The sequence below is a fragment of the Kosakonia oryzendophytica genome (assembly GCF_027886705.1).
Lineage (GTDB): Bacteria > Pseudomonadota > Gammaproteobacteria > Enterobacterales > Enterobacteriaceae > Kosakonia > Kosakonia oryzendophytica.
Genome location: NZ_CP115659.1, coordinates 1,549,212 through 1,568,812, shown reverse-complemented (window position 1 = coordinate 1,568,812; position 19,601 = coordinate 1,549,212). Strand labels below are relative to the sequence as shown.

Sequence of the window (19,601 nt, the reverse complement as noted above, 5' to 3'; positions counted from 1 at the left end):
ATACGGTGACTTATTTCAATGAGCCTTTGAGGAACTGCTGCAAACGCGGGCTTTTCGGGTTGGTAAACACCTCTTCCGGCGCGCCTTCCTCTTCAATTTTGCCCTGATGCAGGAAGATAACGTGGGTGGAAACATGGCGCGCGAACCCCATTTCGTGGGTCACCACCACCATCGTTTTCCCCTCTTCCGCCAGCTGTTGCATAATGCGTAGCACTTCGCCCACCAGCTCCGGATCCAGCGCTGAAGTCGGTTCGTCAAACAGCAGGACTTCCGGCTCCATAGCCAGTGCACGGGCAATGGATACACGCTGCTGCTGGCCGCCGGAGAGATGCACCGGGTATTTTTGCTGCTGCATTTCGTCGATGCCGACCTTCGCCAAGTACTTCACCGCACGTTCGCGGGCTTCCTGCTTGCTTAAGCCCAGCACCTGGATCGGCGCTTCCATCACGTTCTCCAGCACCGTCATATGGCTCCACAAGTTAAAATGCTGGAACACCATGGTCAGCCGGGTACGTAACAAGCGCAGTTGGTGCTTATCGGCCACTTTCAGTTGACCGTCTTTGTCGCGCACCAGGTTGATATTCTGCCCGTTCACGACGATCGAGCCTTCGCTCGGTTTTTCGAGGAAGTTAATACAGCGTAAAAACGTACTCTTGCCGGAGCCGGAAGAGCCAATGATGCTGATCACATCACCCGCATTGGCCTGCAACGACACGCCTTTCAGCACTTCATGCTCACCGTAGCGCTTGTGTAAATCGATAACGTTTAATTTATTCTCAGACATCGTGTTCTCAGTGCGTCGAAGAAGGCTTCATATGCTGCAACCAGCGCTTTTCCGCTTTGCGGAATAAGCTAATCAGCACATAAGAGATAATCAGATACAGCACCGCCGCCAGACCAAACGCCGTAAAAGGCTGGTAGGTGGCAGAGTTAATATCCCGGGCGATTTTCAGCAGATCCGGCACGGTGGCGGTAAACGCCAGCGCCGTTGAGTGCAGCATTAAAATCACCTCATTACTGTAGGCGGGCAGCGCAATACGCAGCGCCGACGGCAGAATAATGCTGCGGTACATTTTGAACGACGAGAAACCATAGGCCCGCGCCGCTTCAATTTCACCGTGCGGCACCGAACGGATCGCCCCGGCGAAAATCTCGGTGGTATAGGCGCAAGTGTTTAGCGTCAGCGCCAGTACTGTACAGTTGAGACCGCTGCGGAAAAACGCGTTCAGCAGTTCGGTGCCTTTCACCACTTCCAGCGTATACATTCCGGAATAGAACACCAGCAACTGGACATAGAGCGGCGTCCCGCGAAAAACGTAGGTAAATAACCAGATAGGGAAACGGATAAATTTGTTGTTGGAGACGCGCCCGATAGCGAGAAACACCGCCATTACGCCCCCCATCGTCACCGATGAAATCAGCAACCACAGGGTGATGGCCACGCCAGTCAGGCGGTAACCATCGCTCCACAACAAGGATTGCCAGTACTCCTGAATAATCTCGATCACAGGTCAGCCCTCTTCACACCCACGGAGTAGCGACGTTCGAGAAGAAGCAGCACACCATTGGAAACCGTTGTAAAAGCAAGGTAAATCACACCGCAGACAATGGCGAAATAAAACGGCTCCCAGGTGCTTTTCCCGGCGAGCTGGGTGGCTTTCACCACATCCTCCAGTCCCAGCAGAGAGACCAGCGCCGTGGCTTTGAGGATCACCTGCCAGTTGTTGCCAATGCCCGGCAGCGCATAACGCATCATCGCCGGAAACAGAATACGGCGAAACGTCTGTCGCCCGGTAAAACCAAAGGCGGTAGCCGCTTCAATGTGCCCTTTCGGCACCGCCATATAAGCGCCGCGAAAGGTTTCGGTGAAGTAAGCGCCATAGATAAAACCGAGGGTGATAATCCCCGCTACCATCGGGTCAATATCCAGTTGCTCCAGACCCATGGCATCAGTGATACCGTTAAGGGCGATTTGCAGACCATAAAAGATCAGCAACATCAGCACCAGATCCGGCACGCCGCGGATAAGCGTCGTGTAACCTTCAAAGATTAATGCCAGCGCCCGGTTTTTCGAAAGCTTCGCTCCCGCCCCCGCCAGGCCAATCAGTACCGCCAGCACCACGGAACTGAGAGCCAGTTCCAGTGTGACCAGCGCACCGTGTAATATGACTTGTGAAAACCCGTACAGCATGCAGCCAGTCCTGTCGTGTGTGGTGTTTGCCGTGTCTCTTCCCCTCCCGTAGCGGGAGGGGCCGCACGTTAAGCACAGGTGGGATTAGCCACCGTAAACGTCAAAATCAAAATACTTTTTCGCGAGTTTTTCGTAAGTGCCGTCGGCGCGCATTTCAGCAAACGCTTTGTTCAGCGCTTCGCGCAGCTCGTTATCCTCTTTGCGCAGCCCCATACCGGTGCCGACGCCAAACAGCTTCTCGTCTTTAATGGACGGGCCGCCGAATTTATATGCTTTGCCCTGCGGCGTTTTCAGGAAACCTTCGCTGGCCGCGACTTCATCCTGGAATGCGGCATCGATACGGCCTGCAGTCAGGTCAGAGTAGATATTGTCCTGCCCCTGATAGGAGACAATTTCCACCCCTTTCGGTGCCCAGTTCACGTTGCCGTAGGTCTCCTGCGTGGTGCCTTGCAGTACACCAACGCGCTTACCTTTCAGCTTATCCAGCTCGGGCTGAACATCAGAATCTTTTGCGACGACCAGTCGGGAATCCGCCGCGTAAAGTTTGTCGGTAAAGGCGATTTCTTGCTGACGCTTTTCCGTAATGGAAAGCGACGACATAATGACGTCGATTTTTTTCGCTTTCAGAGACGGGATCAGCGCGTCCAGCGGGTTTTCGATAAACGTACACTGCGTTTTAATGCGTTTGCACAGTTCCTTCGCCAGATCGATATCAAAACCCACTAATTCACCCTGCGCATTTTTCGATTCAAACGGCGCATAAGTGGGATCGGTACCGATACGTAATTTTTGCGGGATAGCGGCGAATACGGTTGAAACGCTGGAAACAGCGAGCACCAGAGAAAGAGATAACACCAGTTTTTTCATCATTATCCTCAACAGACTGTCTTTCCTAAGGGAATTAGCTGAACAATACGGTGCCGTTATCGTGCCATCATATGCCCCGGCATGGCAAAAGATTCTGCCCGCACGGTGGCTTTTTTTGCATCCTGAATGCGTAATTATGCATCCATGCACTATTATGGCGCGCGTCATGCACCACAATAGAACATCAACCGTATTTCTGCACCACGCCACGTAATGCGCGTGGTGCATTTTCCCTCAGACCCGGGAGCCCGGGCCATGCAGCCTTACTCGCCGTAGACGTTAAAGTCGAAGTATTTTTTGGCAAGTTTGTCGTAGGTGCCGTCTTTACGCAGTTCGGCAAATGCTTTATCGAACGCGGCTTTCAGCTCGGTATCATCTTTACGCAGACCAATACCGGTACCGTCGCCAAAGTATTTTTTGTCTTTCACTGACGGGCCAGCAAAGGCGAACCCTTTACCGGCGGGCTGTTTCAGGAAGCCTTCGCTGGCAGCGACTTCATCCTGGAACGCAGCATCAAGACGCCCCGCAGCCAGGTCAGAGTAGATCAGATCCTGGTTCTGATACGCCACCACATCGATGCCTTTGGTCCGCCAGTTGTCGTTGGCATAACCTTCCTGCGTTGACCCTTGCAGCACGCCAACGTGCTTGCCTTTCAGCGAATCCAGTGTCGGTTGGATAGGCGAACCTTTTGCCGCAATCAGGCGGGAATCCGCCGCGTAGAGTTTGTCAGAGAAGGCGATCTCCTGCTGACGTTTTTCCGTAATAGAGAGAGAAGAGATAATCGCGTCGATTTTCTTCGCTTTCAGCGACGGGATCAGCGCGTCAAAGTCGCTCCCGACCCACGTGCATTTCACATGAATGCGTTTGCACATCTCGTTACCCAAATCGATATCGAAACCCACAAACTCCCCTTTCGCATCTTTGGATGAGAACGGCGCGTAAGTCGCATCAGTGCCGATGCGCACCGTCTGGGGAAGCGCTGCATAAACGCTGGCGGTCGCAGACAGACCCAGCATTAAAGACAGAGCGAGAACCGTCTTCTTCATACATTACCCTCAAGTGTTCTGTTTTTATTTTGTATTGCGTTGTGTTGTGTGTTGCTGCCAGTTACCTTGCATGTCTTATGCCAGTTTCCCGCAGTGCATTCATAACCGCGTTAAATTTGTTAATAAAACGTTGCAAATTCACCTTAGTGATGAAAGATAGCAGGTCTGCCGAACGAACCGGAGCGTTAAGCGGGGAAAAGAGGGATTAAATGTTGAGGATATGATCGCGCTTGCAGAATTGCCCCAAAAAAGCGCACGCCCTGTAGCAACGCACTATTTTGCAGCATCCCCCCCTTGCCAGCGGGTAAAAAGATCCTCCGGCAGGTCGATAGCAAACTGATCCAGCACGCGGTTGACCGTTTGATCAATGACATCATCAAGGGTATGTGGGCGGTGATAAAACGCCGGAACCGGCGGCATGATCACCGCACCCAACTCAGCGGCCTGGGTCATTAAACGCAAGTGACCGAGATGCAGCGGAGTTTCCCGTACGCAAAGCACCAGCGGCCTGCGCTCTTTCAGCACCACATCCGCCGCGCGTGTGAGCAGACTGTCGGTATAGCTGTGCACAATGCCGGAGAGGGTTTTAATGGAACACGGCAGAATAACCATGCCTGCGGTTTTAAATGAGCCGGACGAGATACTGGCGGCGATATCGCGCGCGTCGTGCACCACATTCGCCAGCGACTGCACATCGCGCAGAGAAAAATCCGTTTCAAGAGAGAGGGTCTGACGGGCAGCCTGGCTCATGACCAGGTGGGTTTCAACTTCCGCCACATCACGCAGCACCTGTAACAGACGCACGCCGTAGATCGCGCCGCTGGCGCCGGAGATCCCCACAATTAGTCGTTTCATGATTGTCGCCCCTCTTTTGTGCGAGAACTTTGCCTGATTATAGAGGGCGTTGCAACAGGTTGCGCCCCTCACTGGCGGAGGGGCGCGACAGGATCAACCTTCGTTATGCATCTCTAAGCTTTCCACTTCGTTCTGGCGCTGCACAGCTTTGGCATCGTCGTTACGCAGGGAATCGAGATAGTCGAGATACTGCTGATTAACGTCTTTGGTCACGTAGACACCGTTAAATACCGAGCACTCGAACTGCTGGATATCCGGATTTTCCGCACGTACTGCATCAATCAGGTCGTTGAGATCCTGGAAGATCAGGCCGTCGGCGCCAATAATCTGGCGGATTTCATCGACTTCGCGACCGTGCGCGATAAGCTCATTCGCAGTAGGCATATCAATGCCGTACACATTCGGGAAGCGAATTTCCGGTGCAGCGGAAGCGAGATAAACTTTCTTCGCTCCGGCTTCACGCGCCATCTCGATAATCTGCTCAGAAGTGGTGCCGCGTACGATGGAGTCATCCACCAGCAGGACATTCTTATCACGGAATTCGGCGCGGTTGGCGTTCAGCTTGCGGCGCACGGATTTACGACGCAGTTGCTGACCCGGCATGATAAAGGTACGACCAACGTAACGGTTTTTCACAAAACCCTGGCGATACGGTTTACCGAGGATACGCGCGATTTCCAGCGCGATATCGCAGGAGGTTTCCGGAATCGGGATCACCACGTCGATGTCCAGGTCTTCCCATTCGCGGGCAATCTTCTCACCCAGCTTGGTGCCCATGTTGACGCGGGCGCTATAGACAGAGATTTTGTCGATAAAGGAGTCCGGGCGCGCAAAGTAGACGTATTCAAACAGGCACGGATTGCTGACCGGGTTATCCGCACACTGGCGGGTAAACAACTGACCTTTTTCGGTGATGTACACCGCTTCGCCCGGTGCGATATCGCGCAGGAATTCAAAGCCCAGCGTATCCAGTGCCACGCTTTCAGAGGCCACCATAAATTCCGTACGCCCATCACCGACATCACGTTTGCCAAGCACCAGCGGACGAATACCGTTCGGGTCGCGGAAGGCAACCATACCGTGGCCGATAATCATCGCCACGCAGGCGTATGCGCCGCGGATTTGGCGGTTAGTGGCGGCAACGGCGGCAAAAATATTGTCTGCTTCCAGCGGATAGTGGCGGAAATTATCCAGTTCGCTGGCAAAAATATTGAGCAGAATTTCAGAGTCAGATGTGGTGTTAATGTGGCGGCGCTTTTCTTCAAACAGCTTTTTACGCAACTCGTGTGCGTTGGTCAGATTGCCGTTATGCGCAAGCGTAATACCATACGGGGAGTTGACGTAAAAAGGCTGAGCTTCCGAGGCGCTGGAGCTGCCTGCGGTGGGATAGCGCACGTGGCCAATGCCCATGTTGCCCTGAAGACGCTGCATATGGCGGGCTTCAAAAACATCATTTACCAGACCGTTCGCTTTACGCAGACGGAAACAGTTGTTCGCATCAATAGTGATGATACCCGCTGCATCCTGCCCACGGTGCTGTAGCACCGTTAACGCGTCATAAATCGACTGGTTGACCGGCATAACACCGGCGATACCGACAATACCGCACATACGTCTTTTCCTCGTTAAGCCACATCTCAGGGGTTATGCCCTGGGCAAGAAACTCGACGAGCCTTGCAGATAGTCAAAGAACCATCTGATGATGAAGCTGAATTGCGGGATAAGCTGCGACTTTTGCCAGTCTTCGCTTTTCGACAGGCCTGTAAATGTATCAAGAAAGAACAGAATGGCGGCGACGATCAGCACGCCACGCAGCGCGCCAAAACAGATCCCCAACACCCTGTCTGTACCCGACAGGCCGGTTTTCTCCACCAGCGCCCCTAACACGTAGTTAACGATGGCGCCAACAATCAGCGTTGCGATAAACAGCACGGCGATGGCAATCCCATTGCGCACCAGTTCATCTTCAAAGCCCGTGAACCAGACAGACAGGTAAGTGTAGTAATGACTGGCAACAAAGAAAGCACAACCCCATGTCACCAGCGATAACGCTTCACGAACAAAGCCGCGGATCAGGCTTACCAGACAAGAAAAACCAATCACCGCAATGATGGCGTAATCAATCCAGACCATATGTGTCCCACGATTTTACGCCCTGTCGTCCAGTTCGGGGCGAATTCTAACAGAAAAAGAAAACGTTTGCGTAGGGATTTCCTTCCCGCGCGTAAATAAAAATGGCGCTGAAAAAATATTCAACGCCACGTTTCCGGTCGCCTGTATTTGGGCGTTATTCAGGCTTTTTCCTCCTCACTCAGGCCCTCTTCCGGAAGAGTGAGGAAGGCGTCATGCGACGCACTCTACACATTGACTGAGGGCCGGGTTAAGGAGGCGTAACACTTAGTTCGGCGTATACCCCATCACCACGCCGCTTAACCCTGACAACTGATTAAGTTCGCTAAGGGAGCCTTTCAGCTTATCCCTCGACGCGTCCGGCCCGACCAGAATACGGGTGATTTTACCCTGAACCGGCGTGGTCGGCGATGTGTAAACGCGGTACCCTGCGCCACGCAATTTGCCAACGATTTCATTGACCTTATCGGCATTTTTCAACGCGCCAAGCTGCACCACATACGCCTTGCCGGTCGGTGTTGGCTTCTCATCTTGCGCTTTCGGCGGCTCGGCGGGCTCTTCGTTCGCCATCGCCAGCTGTTCGCTGGTCTTATCACGCACGGCCTGAGGTTGCGTTTGCTGTGGTGCCTGCGGTTTTGGCTGCGGTTTCTCAACCGGTTTAGGTTTTGTCACCGGCGGTGTGGTCACTTCCGGATTGGCATTGCCGCTGGCGGCAAGTCTTGAAGCATCGAGGGACGGCGCAGCCGCATCACCAGCCTGCACCTCTTCCGCTGCCCCTTCCGGCGGCTGGGCCGGCAGCGCCTGCGTTGCAGCCGGCATCATATCGGGTTCGTCGCGATCGCCAGGTTTCGGCACCAATGGGATCGCCGCGAATTCATCCTGGTAATGCTTTTTCTGCCCGTCGAGCAACCCGGGAAGAATGATCACCCCGAGCGCGACAAGCACAATAGTGCCCATTAAACGGTTCTGAAACTTACTTGCCACCGGTTCTCCCCGCGTCCATCGCTTCCATCACATGCGCTACGGTGTGGAACGATCCACACACCAGCACAGTATCACAGGCGTCGGCTTCCGCCATTGCCGCCTGCCAGGCCTGCGCCACATCCGGCCATGCGCGGCCAGAGGTCAAATGCGCCAGCAGTTGCTCCGCTGTAGCGCCACGCGGCCCTTCCAGAGGGGCACAATACCAGCTATCGACCACCGGCTCCAGACAGGCAAGCGTCCCGGCGATGTCTTTATCATGCAACATGCCAATAACCGCCAGCACGCGTCCTTTTTTCGGCAACGCTGCCAGACGCCCGGCGAGGTAACCCGCTGCATGAGGATTATGCGCGACATCGAGAATAAGACGCGGCGACTCGCTCACAATATGGAAACGTCCAGGTAGAATCGCTTTCGCGACCCCGTCGCGTATCGCCTGTTCGCTGACCGCCAGTTGGCTGGCCCGCAGTGCCGCCAGTGCAGTCGCCGCATTGGGTTGCGGTACCTGCGGCAGCGGCAGATGGTTCAGGTCGCCTTGCGCATCGCTAAAGTCCCAGCCGTCTGCATTCACGGTATAGCGCCATTCCACACCGCGACGCATTAATAACGCGCCCTTTTCCTGCGCAACGTCAGCAATGGTGTGCGGCATATCCGGCTCACCAACCACGGCGGGTTTACCGCTGCGGAAAACACCGGCTTTTTCCCGACCGATGCTTTCGCGATCCGGTCCCAGCCAGTCAGTGTGATCGAGTGCAATACTGGTTACCACGGCAACGTCGGCATCTACCATATTCGTGGCATCAAGACGGCCGCCAAGCCCCACTTCGAGGATCACCACATCCAGCGCAGCCTGCTTAAATAACCACAGCGCGGAGAGTGTACCGAATTCAAAATAGCTTAATGAGATGTCGCCACGCACGGCTTCGATTTCTGCAAAGGACGCAGTGTGTGCAGATTCGGCAAGTTCTTCCCCCTGCACGCGCACACGCTCTGTGTAACGCACCAGATGCGGGGAGCTGTAAACACCCACCCGATAGCCCGCCGCCAACAGAATAGACTCCAGCGTGCGGCAGGTGGTGCCTTTGCCATTGGTGCCAGCAACCGTAAAGACAAACGGCGCGGGGCGCAGCACATCCAGACGCGCCCCGACCTGGCTTACGCGATCAAGACCCAGATCGATGGTTTTACTGTGCAGATTTTCCAGATAAGAAAGCCACGCGGCCAGGGGCGACGTGGCTTGCGGAATGCGTTTAGTTTCCATGATGCCCGTTGATATGTACGGTTTGAAAAACAAAAGGGCAGTGCCTGGTGGCCCTGCCCTTCGGTATTATCAGGCGTCGCCTTCCTGAACTGGCGCCGATGGGATCACCGTGCCAACATGCGTATCGTCCGGATCCGGCGAGGGCAGATTCATCAGCTTCGCCAGAATGCGCGCCAGTTTCAGGCGCAGTTCCGGGCGGCGGATAATCATATCGATAGCGCCTTTTTCGATCAGGAACTCACTGCGCTGGAATCCCGGCGGCAGTTTTTCACGCACGGTCTGTTCAATGACGCGCGGACCGGCAAACCCGATCAGCGCTTTCGGCTCAGCGATGTTCAGATCGCCCAGCATCGCGAAGCTCGCGGAAACGCCACCCATGGTCGGATCGGTCAGTACCGAAATATACGGCAGACCGCGCTCCTGCATTTTTGCCAGTGCGGCGGAGGTTTTCGCCATCTGCATCAGCGACATTAACGCTTCCTGCATACGTGCACCGCCGGAAGCGGAGAAGCAGATCAGCGGGCAGTTATCTTCCAGCGCCTGCTCAACTGCACGCACGAAACGCGCGCCAACGACAGAGCCCATCGAACCGCCCATAAAAGCAAACTCAAACGCCGCCGCAACAACCGGCATGCCATGCAGCGTGCCTTTCATGACCACCAGCGCATCTTTCTCGCCGGTCTCTTTCTGGGCTGTCGCCAGACGGTCTTTGTATTTTTTGGAATCACGGAACTTCAGCACGTCTTTCGGCTCAAGTTCGCTACCCAGTTCCACCAGTGAACCTTCATCCAGCAGGCTATGCAGGCGATTACGCGCTGTCATACGCATGTGGTGGTCACATTTCGGGCAGACCTCAAGGTTACGCTCCAGCTCGGCACGGTACAGCACCTGGCCGCAGCTATCGCATTTTGTCCACACACCTTCAGGGATGCTTGCCTTACGGGTGGGGGTAATGTTGCTCTTAATTCTTTCAATCCAGCTCATTGATAACCTTTATACATGAACCTGGTAGCCCATAAATGGTGCACATTAAAACATAACGGTTCGCAACTTGGGATAAAAAAGTGGTCGAACCGCCGTTGACTTCTTATTTTGCCTGTCGCGCCGCGGCGCGGCGGTGGCGAATAATCTCAAACACACCGGGAAGTATAGACACCACGATGATTCCCACAATCAGCAGCTTAAGATTCTCCTGGATTGCCGGAATGGTGCCAAAGAAATACCCGGCGTAGGTAAACAGGAGTACCCACAACAGCGCGCCTACAACGTTATAGGCGGCGAAATGGCGATAAGACATATGCCCCATACCGGCGACAAAAGGCGCGAAAGTACGCACTATCGGCACAAAACGCGCCAGAATAATCGTTTTGCCGCCGTGTTTCTCATAAAACTGATGGGTTTTATCAAGATAGCTGCGACGGAACACCTTCGAATTCGGGTTGCTGAATAATCGCTCACCGAATAGCCGCCCGATGGTGTAGTTCACCGCATCACCGGCAATCGCCGCAATCAGCATGAGTAACACCATGGTGTGAACATTCAGATCATTGGTTTCCAGCGATGCCAGCGCACCGGCGACGAACAGCAGAGAATCCCCCGGCAGAAACGGCGTGACCACCAGCCCGGTTTCGCAAAACAGGATCACGAACAGGATCGCGTACACCCACACGCCATATTGCGCCACCAGTTCCGCCAGATGAACGTCAATGTGCAGGATGAAATCAATCAGAAAGCGTATTAAGTCCATATGTACTTATGCCTTTTTCAATTGCGACTAGTCCGCCAGGAACAGCGGGCCCATTGGCGCAGAGGGAAGGTCAAAACGCTGTGGGTAATCCACCGACACCAGATACAGTCCTTCCGCTTTCGCCGTTGCTGCTGCCAGCGTTCTGTCCTTTACCGCCAGCAACTCTGCTATCCAGCTCTCCGGCTGGTTGTTGGCACCTACTTCCATCAGGCTGCCGACAATATTCCTGACCATATGATGTACAAAGGCATTGGCTTTGATATCGACCACCACATAAGGGCCGTGACGACTGACATTAATGTGCATCAGATTGCGCCACGGTGTGCGCGACTGGCACTGCACCGCGCGAAACGAGGTAAAGTCATTTTCACCGATAAGACACTGTGCGGCGCGATGCATCCGCTCTGCGTCCAGCGGGTGGTAGTAATGTGTTACGCCCATGCCTAATACCGCAGGACGCAAGCGATGATTATAAATGACGTAACGGTAACGGCGAGCCGTTGCGCTGAAACGGGCATGAAAATCATCGGGGACATCTTTCATCCAACGTACTGCGATGTCACCAGGTAAATTCGCATTTACACCCAGCGTCCAGGCTGCCGCTTTGCGCAGCGCGGTGGTTTCAAAATGCACCACCTGACCGGTTGCGTGCACCCCTGCGTCCGTACGCCCGGCACAAAACACGGTGATCGGTTCATTCGCAACTTGCGAGAGCGCTTTTTCCAGCTTCTCCTGCACGCTACGCACTTCCTGCTGACGCTGCCAGCCGTAATATTTGCTGCCGTCGTACTCAATGCCAAGAGCGATTTTGTAGATCGGCGCTTTCAGCTCGTCCTGCATCAGTACAGATACTCCTGCACCAGTTTTTCAGCGATTTTCACCGCCATCAGCGCGCCGCCGAAGCGAACATTATCCGCCACGGACCAGAACTGGATCTGCTCCGGCATGCCGTAATCATTACGCACGCAGCCCACGGAGAGGTGTGCCTGGCCGGACGCATCGCCCACCTGCGTCGGGAAATCGTTCTCTTCCGACAATGCAATATCTTCAAAACGACCGAACGCATCGCGCGCTTCTTCTGCCGCCAGCGGACGCATGGCTTCAAAGTTCACCATCTGCGCATGACCGTAGAACACCGGCGACTGCACGCAACTGGCAGAGATCATTAACCCATCGTCCTGCAAAATTTTACGTGTCTGATCGATAATCACGCGCTCTTCACGCACGCTGCCTTCGCGGTCAGCCAACAACGGCAACATATTGAACGCCAACTGGCGACCAAAGTAGTCATCTTCATCAATCGGGATACCGTTCAATAGCTTGGCGCTCTGCCCTGCCAGCGCATCGACGGCCTTTTTGCCATTACGTGAAACGGACAGCATACTGGTCACCGCAATACGTGACAGCCCACCTTCGTCAATCAGCGGTTTCAGCGCCGCCAGCAATTGACTGGTCAGGCTGTCCGGGACGGCAATAATGTTACGATTGCGGTAATCCGCCAGCACAAACGGGTTGATATCCGGCATCACCAGCGGCACATCCGGCTCCAGCGCGAACAAGCCGCTGGAGTCGATAACCAGACACCCCGCATTCGTCGCGTCCTCAATACAGGTTGCAGACGCCTGTGCGCCAGCCACGAAGAACGCCAGTTGCGCTTGCGTCCAGTCAAACTCAGCCGCGTCTTCCACACGCACGGTTTTGCCTGCAAAACGCAGGGTTTCGCCGACGCTTTCGCGTGTTGCCAGCGCATACAGTTCGCCTACCGGGAACTGGCGCTCCGCCAGCGTTTCGAGCAAGGCTTCTCCGACAGCGCCCGTCGCGCCGAGAACGGCAATATTCCAGCCTTCAGACATGGTGAATTACTCCAGAAAAAAGCGTCCTTGCCGGAGTGTCGGCAAGGAGCATTAAGAAGACATTAACGAACCGGGGTATGAACGGCGTTGAAGCCCAGTTTGAGCAACAACGCAGCAGCGTCAGCGTCATCGCACTGAACATACAATGATGACCATTCGCGACGCTCAAGATAATGTTTACGCAGTTTATCGAACTCACCCGGTGTGCCCGCTACTTTTCGCAGCAATGCATCGTCGCGGCGCACATCATACACCAAATGAACCAGCCTTTTCAGCGTTGACTGATCAAGCCCACCATGCAGCGTAATGCGGCCAAATTCCGGGGCCGGCAGCAGCGTATCCAGCGCCACCTGTTGGCGTTTACCAATAAATTCACTATAGGCTTCAAAGACCTGCGTTGTCCCACGTGCTTTGCCTTCAAGCGTATAACCGGCGATATGCGCCGTACCGATGTCCACGCGATCCAGCAGCGCCACGTTCAGATCCGGCTCCGGCTCCCATACGTCAAGCACCACACTCAACGCCTGACCGGCTTGTAGCCGCTGCAACAGCGCGGCATTATCCACCACCGGTCCGCGACAGGCATTAATCAGAATAGTGCCAGGCTTGAGGCGGGCAATCAGCGCCTCATCCGCCAGGTGCAGCGTTTTATACGGGCCATCTTTAAACAGTGGCGTATGGAAAGTCAGGACATCCGCCTCACGCACTAACTCGTCAAGGCTACGGAAATCGCCCGCATCACCGCGATCGGCGCGCGGCGGATCGCACAGCAATGTGCGGATCCCTAAGGCTTCCAGCCGCGCCTGCAAGCGCCCGCCAACGTTACCCACGCCGACAATACCCACCGTACGATCGGTAAGCGCAAAACCGTCACGTTCCGCCAGCATCAGCAGTGAAGAGAACACATATTCCACCACTGCAATTGCATTACAGCCGGGCGCGGCGGAAAAAGCGATCCCCGCCTGTTCCAGCCAGGCATCATCCACATGATCGGTACCTGCGGTTGCCGTACCGACAAATTTGATCCCCGTTCCCTGCAATAACGCAGCATTGACTTTCGTTACCGATCGCACCATTAAGGCATCGGCATCCGCCAGTTCCGCCACCGGGATCGGGCGACCTGGAACAGCTTTAACCTCACCCAAACGACTGAAGAGATCGCGGGCGTAAGGCATATTTTCATCAACAAGGATTTTCACTAGAGTACCTGTTTGAGAACGGGAGTTGAGCGCGCAAGTGTGCCATAATCTGGCGGCCAGGCATACCCGCAATGCCGACAACGCCATGCGAGAGTAAGAGGATTTTCATGATGCAACCCATTCAGGGTGCCCCCGGGCGCCCTCCCGGGCAGGAGCCGCTACAAACCGGCAGTGTTCCCGGTGAACTACCTTTATCCAGTGTGCAACGCACGGTGCTGGAACGCCTGGTTATTCGCCTGATCGCGTTGACGCAGCAACAGAGCGCAGAAGTCTGGGCTGGCGTGAAACACGATTTAGGGCTGAAGAACGATGCGCCGCTGCTTTCCCGCCACTTTCCGGCTGCAGAGCAGAATCTGAATCAGCGGGTGGAAACCGCCACGCAAAACCATACCACCCGGCAGATAATCTCACAGTTGACCGAACTCCTGGGCCAGGGGAATAACCGCCAGGCAGTGAGTGATTTTATTCGCCAGCAGTTCGGGCAGACGGCGCTGAGCCAGTTGACGCCGCAACAACTGAAAACCGTACTGACGATGCTGCAAAACAACCAGATTGTTATTCCGCAACCGCAGCAGCGCCCGGCCACCGAGCGCCCATTACTGCCTGCGGAGCACAATTCCCTTAACCAGGCGGTGACGAAACTGGCGGCAGCGACAGGCGAATCCGGCAAGCTTATCTGGCAGTCGATGCTGGAACTGTCCGGGGTGAAAACAGGTGAGCTGATCCCGGCAAAGCACTTCGCCCCGCTGATGACGTGGCTACAGGCGCGCCAGACACTGAGCACCCATCCCGCGCCGACGCTGCACACGGTGCAAACTGCGCTGAAACAGCCGCTGGATCCCATCGAGATGCGCACGATGACGGAATATGCGCAGCAAAACTGGCAAGCGACGCCGCAAACGGTACTGACCACGGCACAGGTGCAGGATATTCTCAATCAGGTGTTTTTACGCCGCACCGAGCGTTCGCCGGAAGCGTTGGAGATCCGCAATATTCAGCCGATCTACAGCCCGTTTGTCGCACCAATTATTGAGACGGTTAAATCGATTTCCACCAGACCGGGTTTGTTCTTTATCGCGCTGCTGGTCGTTGTGTTCCTGTTCTGGCTGGTGAGCTAAAAAAAGCCCGACGGCGTTCATGCCTGTCGGGCCTGTAGTCTTATCCGGCTTAACTTAAATATTCTCGCCGTTTTGTTTGATCACATCCTGATACCACCAGAACGATTTTTTGCGGCTGCGCGCCAGCGTCCCGTTACCGTCATTGTCTTTATCGACGTAAATCATACCGTACCGTTTTTTCATCTCGCCGGTACCTGCCGAGACCAGATCGATACAGCCCCACGGCGTATACCCCATTAAATCGACGCCATCCTCAACCACCGCTTTTTTCATTTCACTGATATGGTTGCGCATATAGTCAATACGGTACTGGTCATTGACGATACCGTCGCTTTCCGGTTGATCAATGGCACCGAACCCGTTTTCCACAATAAACAGCGGGAGCTGGTAAAGGTCGTAGAAATAATTGAGCGAATAACGTAAGCCAACCGGATCAATTTGCCAGCCCCAGTCCGACGCTTTGACATAGGGGTTTTTCACCAGGCTTTTGGTTTCGTCATAGTCCAACTGTGGATTGTCTTCCATCGCTTTGGTGACGAAGGACATGTAATAACTAAAGCCGATATAGTCGACGCAACCACGTGTCAGGATCTGCAGGTCATCGTCGGTAATATCGAGTTTAAATGCCCGGCGGGCGAAATAATTGAGCAGATGCTGCGGGTAATAGCCACGCACATGCACATCGGTAAACCAGTAACGGCGGTGCATGGCCACCACCGACATCATCATATCGTTGGGATCGCAGGTTAACGGGTAAATCGGACACATGGCGATCATGCAGCCAATTTTAAAATCCGGATTGATTTTATGCCCGGCTTCTACCGCCAGCGCACTGGCGACCAGCTCGTAATGCGCGGCCTGATACATGATGACTTCACGATCTTCACCGGGTTGGTATTTCACCCCGGAGTTGGTAAATGGCGCAAAATCTTCGTGGTAGTTGGCCTGATTATTGATTTCGTTGAACGTCATCCAGTATTTCACCTTGCCGCGATAGCGGGTGAAAACGGTGCTGGCGAAGCGCACAAAGAAATCGATCATCTTACGGTTACGCCAGCCACCATATTCGGTGACAAGGTGATAAGGCATTTCGAAGTGAGAAAGGGTGATGACCGGTTCGATGTTGTATTTCAGGCACTCATCAAAGAGATCATCGTAAAATTGCAGCCCCGCTTCATTTGGCTCCTGTTCGTCCCCTTTCGGGAAAATACGCGTCCAGGCAATCGAGGTGCGAAAGCATTTAAATCCCATCTCGGCGAACAGCTTAATATCGTCTTTATAGCGATGGTAAAAGTCGATGGCATCATGGTTGGGGTAGTTTTTACCAGGCAGCACGCCATCAGTAATTTCACGCGGTACGCCGTGCGCACCGGCGGTCATAACATCGGCAACGCTGACACCTTTGCCGCCCTCTTGCCAGCCGCCTTCAAGCTGATGTGCCGCTACCGCACCACCCCATAAAAAATCCGCTTTAAACCCGGGCATATCACTCTCCTTTCGCTAATGATGCTGAAAGAATAAACAAGCCAGCGGTGACATAACATCACCGCTGTCTCGTTTTGTGAAACCGGTTGCAAAGAGAGTCATCCGCGCTGTCGGTACGCGATTATTTATGTGAACGAAAAGCGATTAACGTCACCACAATACCCATAACTGCAGAGATCGCGCCGGCCAGGAACACAGAGGAATACCCCAAAGACGTCGCAATCAGACCGGTTAACGGGCCGGTCAAGGCATACGAGATATCCTGAAAGGCAGCATACCCACCAAGCGCCGTCCCCCGTACCTGTGGCGGTACGCGTTTCACCACTTCGACGCCCAGCGCCGGGAAGATCAACGAACAACCGCAACCGGTTAATGCTGCGCCCAACAGCGCCATCCACGCGCCGTGCGCTTGCCACAGCAGCACCAGGCCAAGGGTTTCAATCACCAACGAGACAATGGCGACGCGCACCCCGCCGAAACGGTCCGGCATCCAGCCGAACAGGATGCGCATCAGCACAAATGCGCCGCCAAAAGCCGTCAGGGTAAAACCGGCCATTGGCCAGCCCTGGCTGGCGAAATAGAGCGAGACAAACGTACCAATCACCGCAAAACCCACGCCCTGCAAGGCGAGCCCGAGGCCCGGCTGCCAGATAAGCCCTACGACGCTCCATAACGACGGGCGGCCCCCTGTATGCGCAGGAACGCTGCGCACGCTGCCGTTAAACGCCCACGCGACAAGCGGTAACAGCATGGTGGTTGCCGCCAGAACAGCAAAACCAAAATGGCTGTGGATCATCAGCCCCAGCGGCGCCCCGGCGGCCAGTGCGCCGTAAATCGCCATGCCATTCCACGACATCACTTTGCCGGAACGTGCAGGCCCCACCAGCCCCATGCCCCACGTCAACGTGCCGGTCAGCAACTGGCTTTCGCCGAACCCCAGGATCAGACGCCCGATAACCAGCAACGCGAATTTCACCATCGGCTCCACCGGCAATAGCGCGGCCAGCAACCAGGCCACTCCCGCCAGCCCACAGGCAAACATCCCCTGCAATGCTGAACGCTTAGCGCCAAACTGGTCCGCCAGGCGACCGGCATAACCGCGCGTTAGCACCGTGGCAAGAAACTGAATGCCCACGGCGATGCCAACCAGGGTGTTGCCATAACCCAGTTCATTGTGCACAAACAATGGGATCACCGGTAACGGCAGCCCGACGGTCATATACGTCAGAAAAACCGCAAAAGCGATGCGAAACAGCGAGACATTCGCTGAAGAGGAACGAACAGATTGTGTTTCTACAGACATGCATTACTCCATAACGCAGAGTAAGGCGGGATTGGGAAGTGCCCACGCCCCCTCTACCTGAGTGCCAGGATTAAGGTGCGTTGGATAACGTTAAACGCTTACGCATTATCGTATTGATAATGTTGCGGTGTGGAGTTTGCCTGCCACAGTGACAGGTTGTCAACGCATAAAAAAAGGGAGCCGCAGGCTCCCTTTATCTGTTTGCTTATGGTTACTTCAGTTTGCGCATAACGAGCGTGGCGTTTGTGCCGCCGAAACCGAAGCTGTTGGACATTACCGTCGTCAGTGCGGCATCAGTCGGTTTGGTCACAATGTTCAGGCCGGCCGCTTGCTCATCCAGCTCTTCTACGTTGATGCTCGGCGCGATAAAGCCGTGTTCCAGCATCAGCAGCGAGTAGATGGCTTCCTGTACACCGGCAGCGCCCAGAGAGTGACCGGTCATCGCTTTGGTCGCGGAGATTGCCGGGCTGTTATCACCGAACACTTCGCGGATAGCACCCAGTTCTTTCACGTCGCCAACCGGCGTCGAGGTACCGTGGGAGTTCAGGTAATCAATCGGCGTATCCACACCGTGCATTGCCATCTTCATGCAGCGTACTGCGCCTTCGCCTGACGGAGCCACCATGTCAGCACCATCGGACGTTGCGCCGTAACCGACGATCTCCGCATAGATATGCGCGCCGCGCGCCAGTGCGTGCTCCAGCTCTTCAACCACAACCATACCGCCGCCGCCTGCGATAACGAAACCATCGCGGTGTGCGTCATAAGTACGGGAAGCTTTGTCCGGCGTCTCGTTGTATTTTGTGGAGAGTGCGCCCATCGCGTCGAACTCACAGGCCATTTCCCAGCACAGCTCTTCACCACCGCCAGCAAAAACGATGTCCTGTTTGCCCAGTTGAATCTGCTCTACCGCATTACCAATGCAGTGCGCAGAAGTAGCACATGCAGAACTGATGGAGTAGTTCACACCGTGAATTTTAAACGGCGTTGCGAGACAAGCGGATACCGCAGACGCCATCGCTTTGGTCACCACATACGGACCGACCGCTTTCAGACCACGCGGGCTACGCATTGCGTCAGCGCCAAAGACCTGAGATTTAGAAGAACCGCCAGAACCGGCAATCAGGCCCACGCGCGGATTGTTCTGATAAACCTCTTCTTTCAGGCCAGCATCTTCAATCGCCTGCTGCATGGAGAGATAGGAATAGATAGAGGCATCGTTCATGAAACGAACCACTTTACGGTCAATCAAACCGGTCGTGTCCAGTTTAATGTTGCCCCATACGTGGCTGCGCATGCCGGAATCTTTGAATTCCTGAGAGAATGTGATCCCTGAGCGCCCTTCACGCAGAGATGCCAGGACTTCCTGCTGGTTGTTACCAATGCTGGAAACGATGCCCAGGCCAGTAATCACTGCACGTTTCATTCAATACCCCTAAGTCGCACTAATTAAGTTTCGTGTCGCAAGATAGCGTACACTTGTACGCCGAACAAGTCCGATCAGACAATTTGTGAGGAAATTTGCGCCTTTCCTTGACGACCGTTAAGATCGTGCCACTGCCTGA

At 54.7% G+C, this 19,601-nt stretch carries 19 protein-coding genes; 1 reads left to right on the top strand and 18 read right to left on the bottom strand.

The window, feature by feature from the left end; translation table 11 throughout:
- Positions 1-10 precede the first annotated feature (10 nt).
- The 15 genes from hisP to pdxB form a co-directional block, all read right to left on the bottom strand.
- The gene (gene hisP, locus O9K67_RS07645; protein ID WP_061493896.1) at positions 11-784 is read right to left on the bottom strand and encodes a histidine ABC transporter ATP-binding protein HisP; all 774 of its coding nucleotides are present in this window, start codon (positions 782-784) and stop codon (positions 11-13) included.
- A gap of 7 nt (positions 785-791) precedes the next feature.
- The gene (locus tag O9K67_RS07640) at positions 792-1,508 is read right to left on the bottom strand and encodes an ABC transporter permease (RefSeq protein ID WP_061493895.1); all 717 of its coding nucleotides are present in this window, start codon (positions 1,506-1,508) and stop codon (positions 792-794) included.
- Positions 1,505-2,191: a histidine ABC transporter permease HisQ gene (locus O9K67_RS07635; protein ID WP_061493894.1), complete on the bottom strand. Its 687-nt coding sequence runs from the start codon at positions 2,189-2,191 to the stop codon at positions 1,505-1,507. The genes O9K67_RS07640 and O9K67_RS07635 overlap by 4 nt, the downstream gene beginning before the upstream one ends.
- An 84-nt stretch (positions 2,192-2,275) precedes the next feature.
- A complete protein-coding gene (hisJ, locus tag O9K67_RS07630) occupies positions 2,276-3,058 on the bottom strand; it encodes a histidine ABC transporter substrate-binding protein HisJ (RefSeq protein WP_061493893.1) in 783 nt (260 codons plus the stop codon).
- Between the two features lie 263 nt (positions 3,059-3,321).
- A complete protein-coding gene (gene argT / locus O9K67_RS07625) occupies positions 3,322-4,104 on the bottom strand; it encodes a lysine/arginine/ornithine ABC transporter substrate-binding protein ArgT (RefSeq protein ID WP_061493892.1) in 783 nt (260 codons plus the stop codon).
- 273 nt (positions 4,105-4,377) lie between these two features.
- Positions 4,378-4,959: a UbiX family flavin prenyltransferase gene (locus O9K67_RS07620; RefSeq protein WP_061493891.1), complete on the bottom strand. Its 582-nt coding sequence runs from the start codon at positions 4,957-4,959 to the stop codon at positions 4,378-4,380.
- A gap of 93 nt (positions 4,960-5,052) precedes the next feature.
- Entirely contained in the window at positions 5,053-6,570 is a 1,518-nt protein-coding gene (purF, locus tag O9K67_RS07615) for an amidophosphoribosyltransferase (protein ID WP_061493890.1), read from the bottom strand.
- A 33-nt stretch (positions 6,571-6,603) separates the two neighbouring features.
- Positions 6,604-7,092, bottom strand: coding sequence for a colicin V production protein (gene cvpA, locus O9K67_RS07610; RefSeq protein ID WP_061493889.1), 489 nt, complete (start codon positions 7,090-7,092; stop codon positions 6,604-6,606).
- 264 nt (positions 7,093-7,356) lie between these two features.
- Positions 7,357-8,073: a cell division protein DedD gene (gene dedD, locus O9K67_RS07605; RefSeq protein WP_061493888.1), complete on the bottom strand. Its 717-nt coding sequence runs from the start codon at positions 8,071-8,073 to the stop codon at positions 7,357-7,359.
- Positions 8,063-9,331 carry a bifunctional tetrahydrofolate synthase/dihydrofolate synthase gene (gene folC, locus O9K67_RS07600; protein WP_061499840.1) on the bottom strand — a complete coding sequence of 423 codons (1,269 nt, stop codon included), beginning with the start codon at positions 9,329-9,331 and terminating at the stop codon, positions 8,063-8,065. Before folC ends, dedD begins: the two co-directional genes overlap by 11 nt.
- A 69-nt stretch (positions 9,332-9,400) precedes the next feature.
- Positions 9,401-10,315, bottom strand: a complete 915-nt coding sequence (gene accD / locus O9K67_RS07595) for an acetyl-CoA carboxylase, carboxyltransferase subunit beta (protein WP_061493887.1) — start codon at positions 10,313-10,315, stop codon at positions 9,401-9,403.
- Between the two features lie 103 nt (positions 10,316-10,418).
- A complete protein-coding gene (locus O9K67_RS07590) occupies positions 10,419-11,078 on the bottom strand; it encodes a DedA family protein (protein ID WP_061493886.1) in 660 nt (219 codons plus the stop codon).
- A gap of 27 nt (positions 11,079-11,105) precedes the next feature.
- Positions 11,106-11,918, bottom strand: a complete 813-nt coding sequence (truA, locus tag O9K67_RS07585; protein WP_061493885.1) for a tRNA pseudouridine(38-40) synthase TruA — start codon at positions 11,916-11,918, stop codon at positions 11,106-11,108.
- Positions 11,918-12,931, bottom strand: coding sequence for an aspartate-semialdehyde dehydrogenase (locus O9K67_RS07580; protein WP_061493884.1), 1,014 nt, complete (start codon positions 12,929-12,931; stop codon positions 11,918-11,920). Before O9K67_RS07580 ends, truA begins: the two co-directional genes overlap by 1 nt.
- Before the next feature lie 62 nt (positions 12,932-12,993).
- Positions 12,994-14,130 (bottom strand): 4-phosphoerythronate dehydrogenase PdxB, encoded by a 1,137-nt coding sequence (pdxB, locus tag O9K67_RS07575; RefSeq protein WP_061493883.1) that lies wholly within the window; start codon positions 14,128-14,130, stop codon positions 12,994-12,996.
- A gap of 110 nt (positions 14,131-14,240) precedes the next feature.
- Here pdxB and flk point away from each other — a divergent pair, with 110 nt between their 5' ends.
- Positions 14,241-15,248: a flagella biosynthesis regulator Flk gene (gene flk, locus O9K67_RS07570; RefSeq protein WP_061493882.1), complete on the top strand. Its 1,008-nt coding sequence runs from the start codon at positions 14,241-14,243 to the stop codon at positions 15,246-15,248.
- 54 nt (positions 15,249-15,302) lie between these two features.
- Here flk and O9K67_RS07565 read toward each other — a convergent pair whose 3' ends face one another.
- From O9K67_RS07565 to fabB, 3 genes are all read right to left on the bottom strand, one after another.
- Positions 15,303-16,733 (bottom strand): 6-phospho-beta-glucosidase, encoded by a 1,431-nt coding sequence (locus O9K67_RS07565; protein ID WP_061493881.1) that lies wholly within the window; start codon positions 16,731-16,733, stop codon positions 15,303-15,305.
- A gap of 121 nt (positions 16,734-16,854) precedes the next feature.
- The gene (locus tag O9K67_RS07560) at positions 16,855-18,036 is read right to left on the bottom strand and encodes an MFS transporter (protein ID WP_061493880.1); all 1,182 of its coding nucleotides are present in this window, start codon (positions 18,034-18,036) and stop codon (positions 16,855-16,857) included.
- 211 nt (positions 18,037-18,247) lie between these two features.
- Complete coding sequence (gene fabB, locus O9K67_RS07555; RefSeq protein WP_061493879.1) at positions 18,248-19,462, bottom strand: beta-ketoacyl-ACP synthase I; 1,215 nt, start codon at positions 19,460-19,462, stop codon at positions 18,248-18,250.
- Positions 19,463-19,601 lie beyond the last annotated feature (139 nt).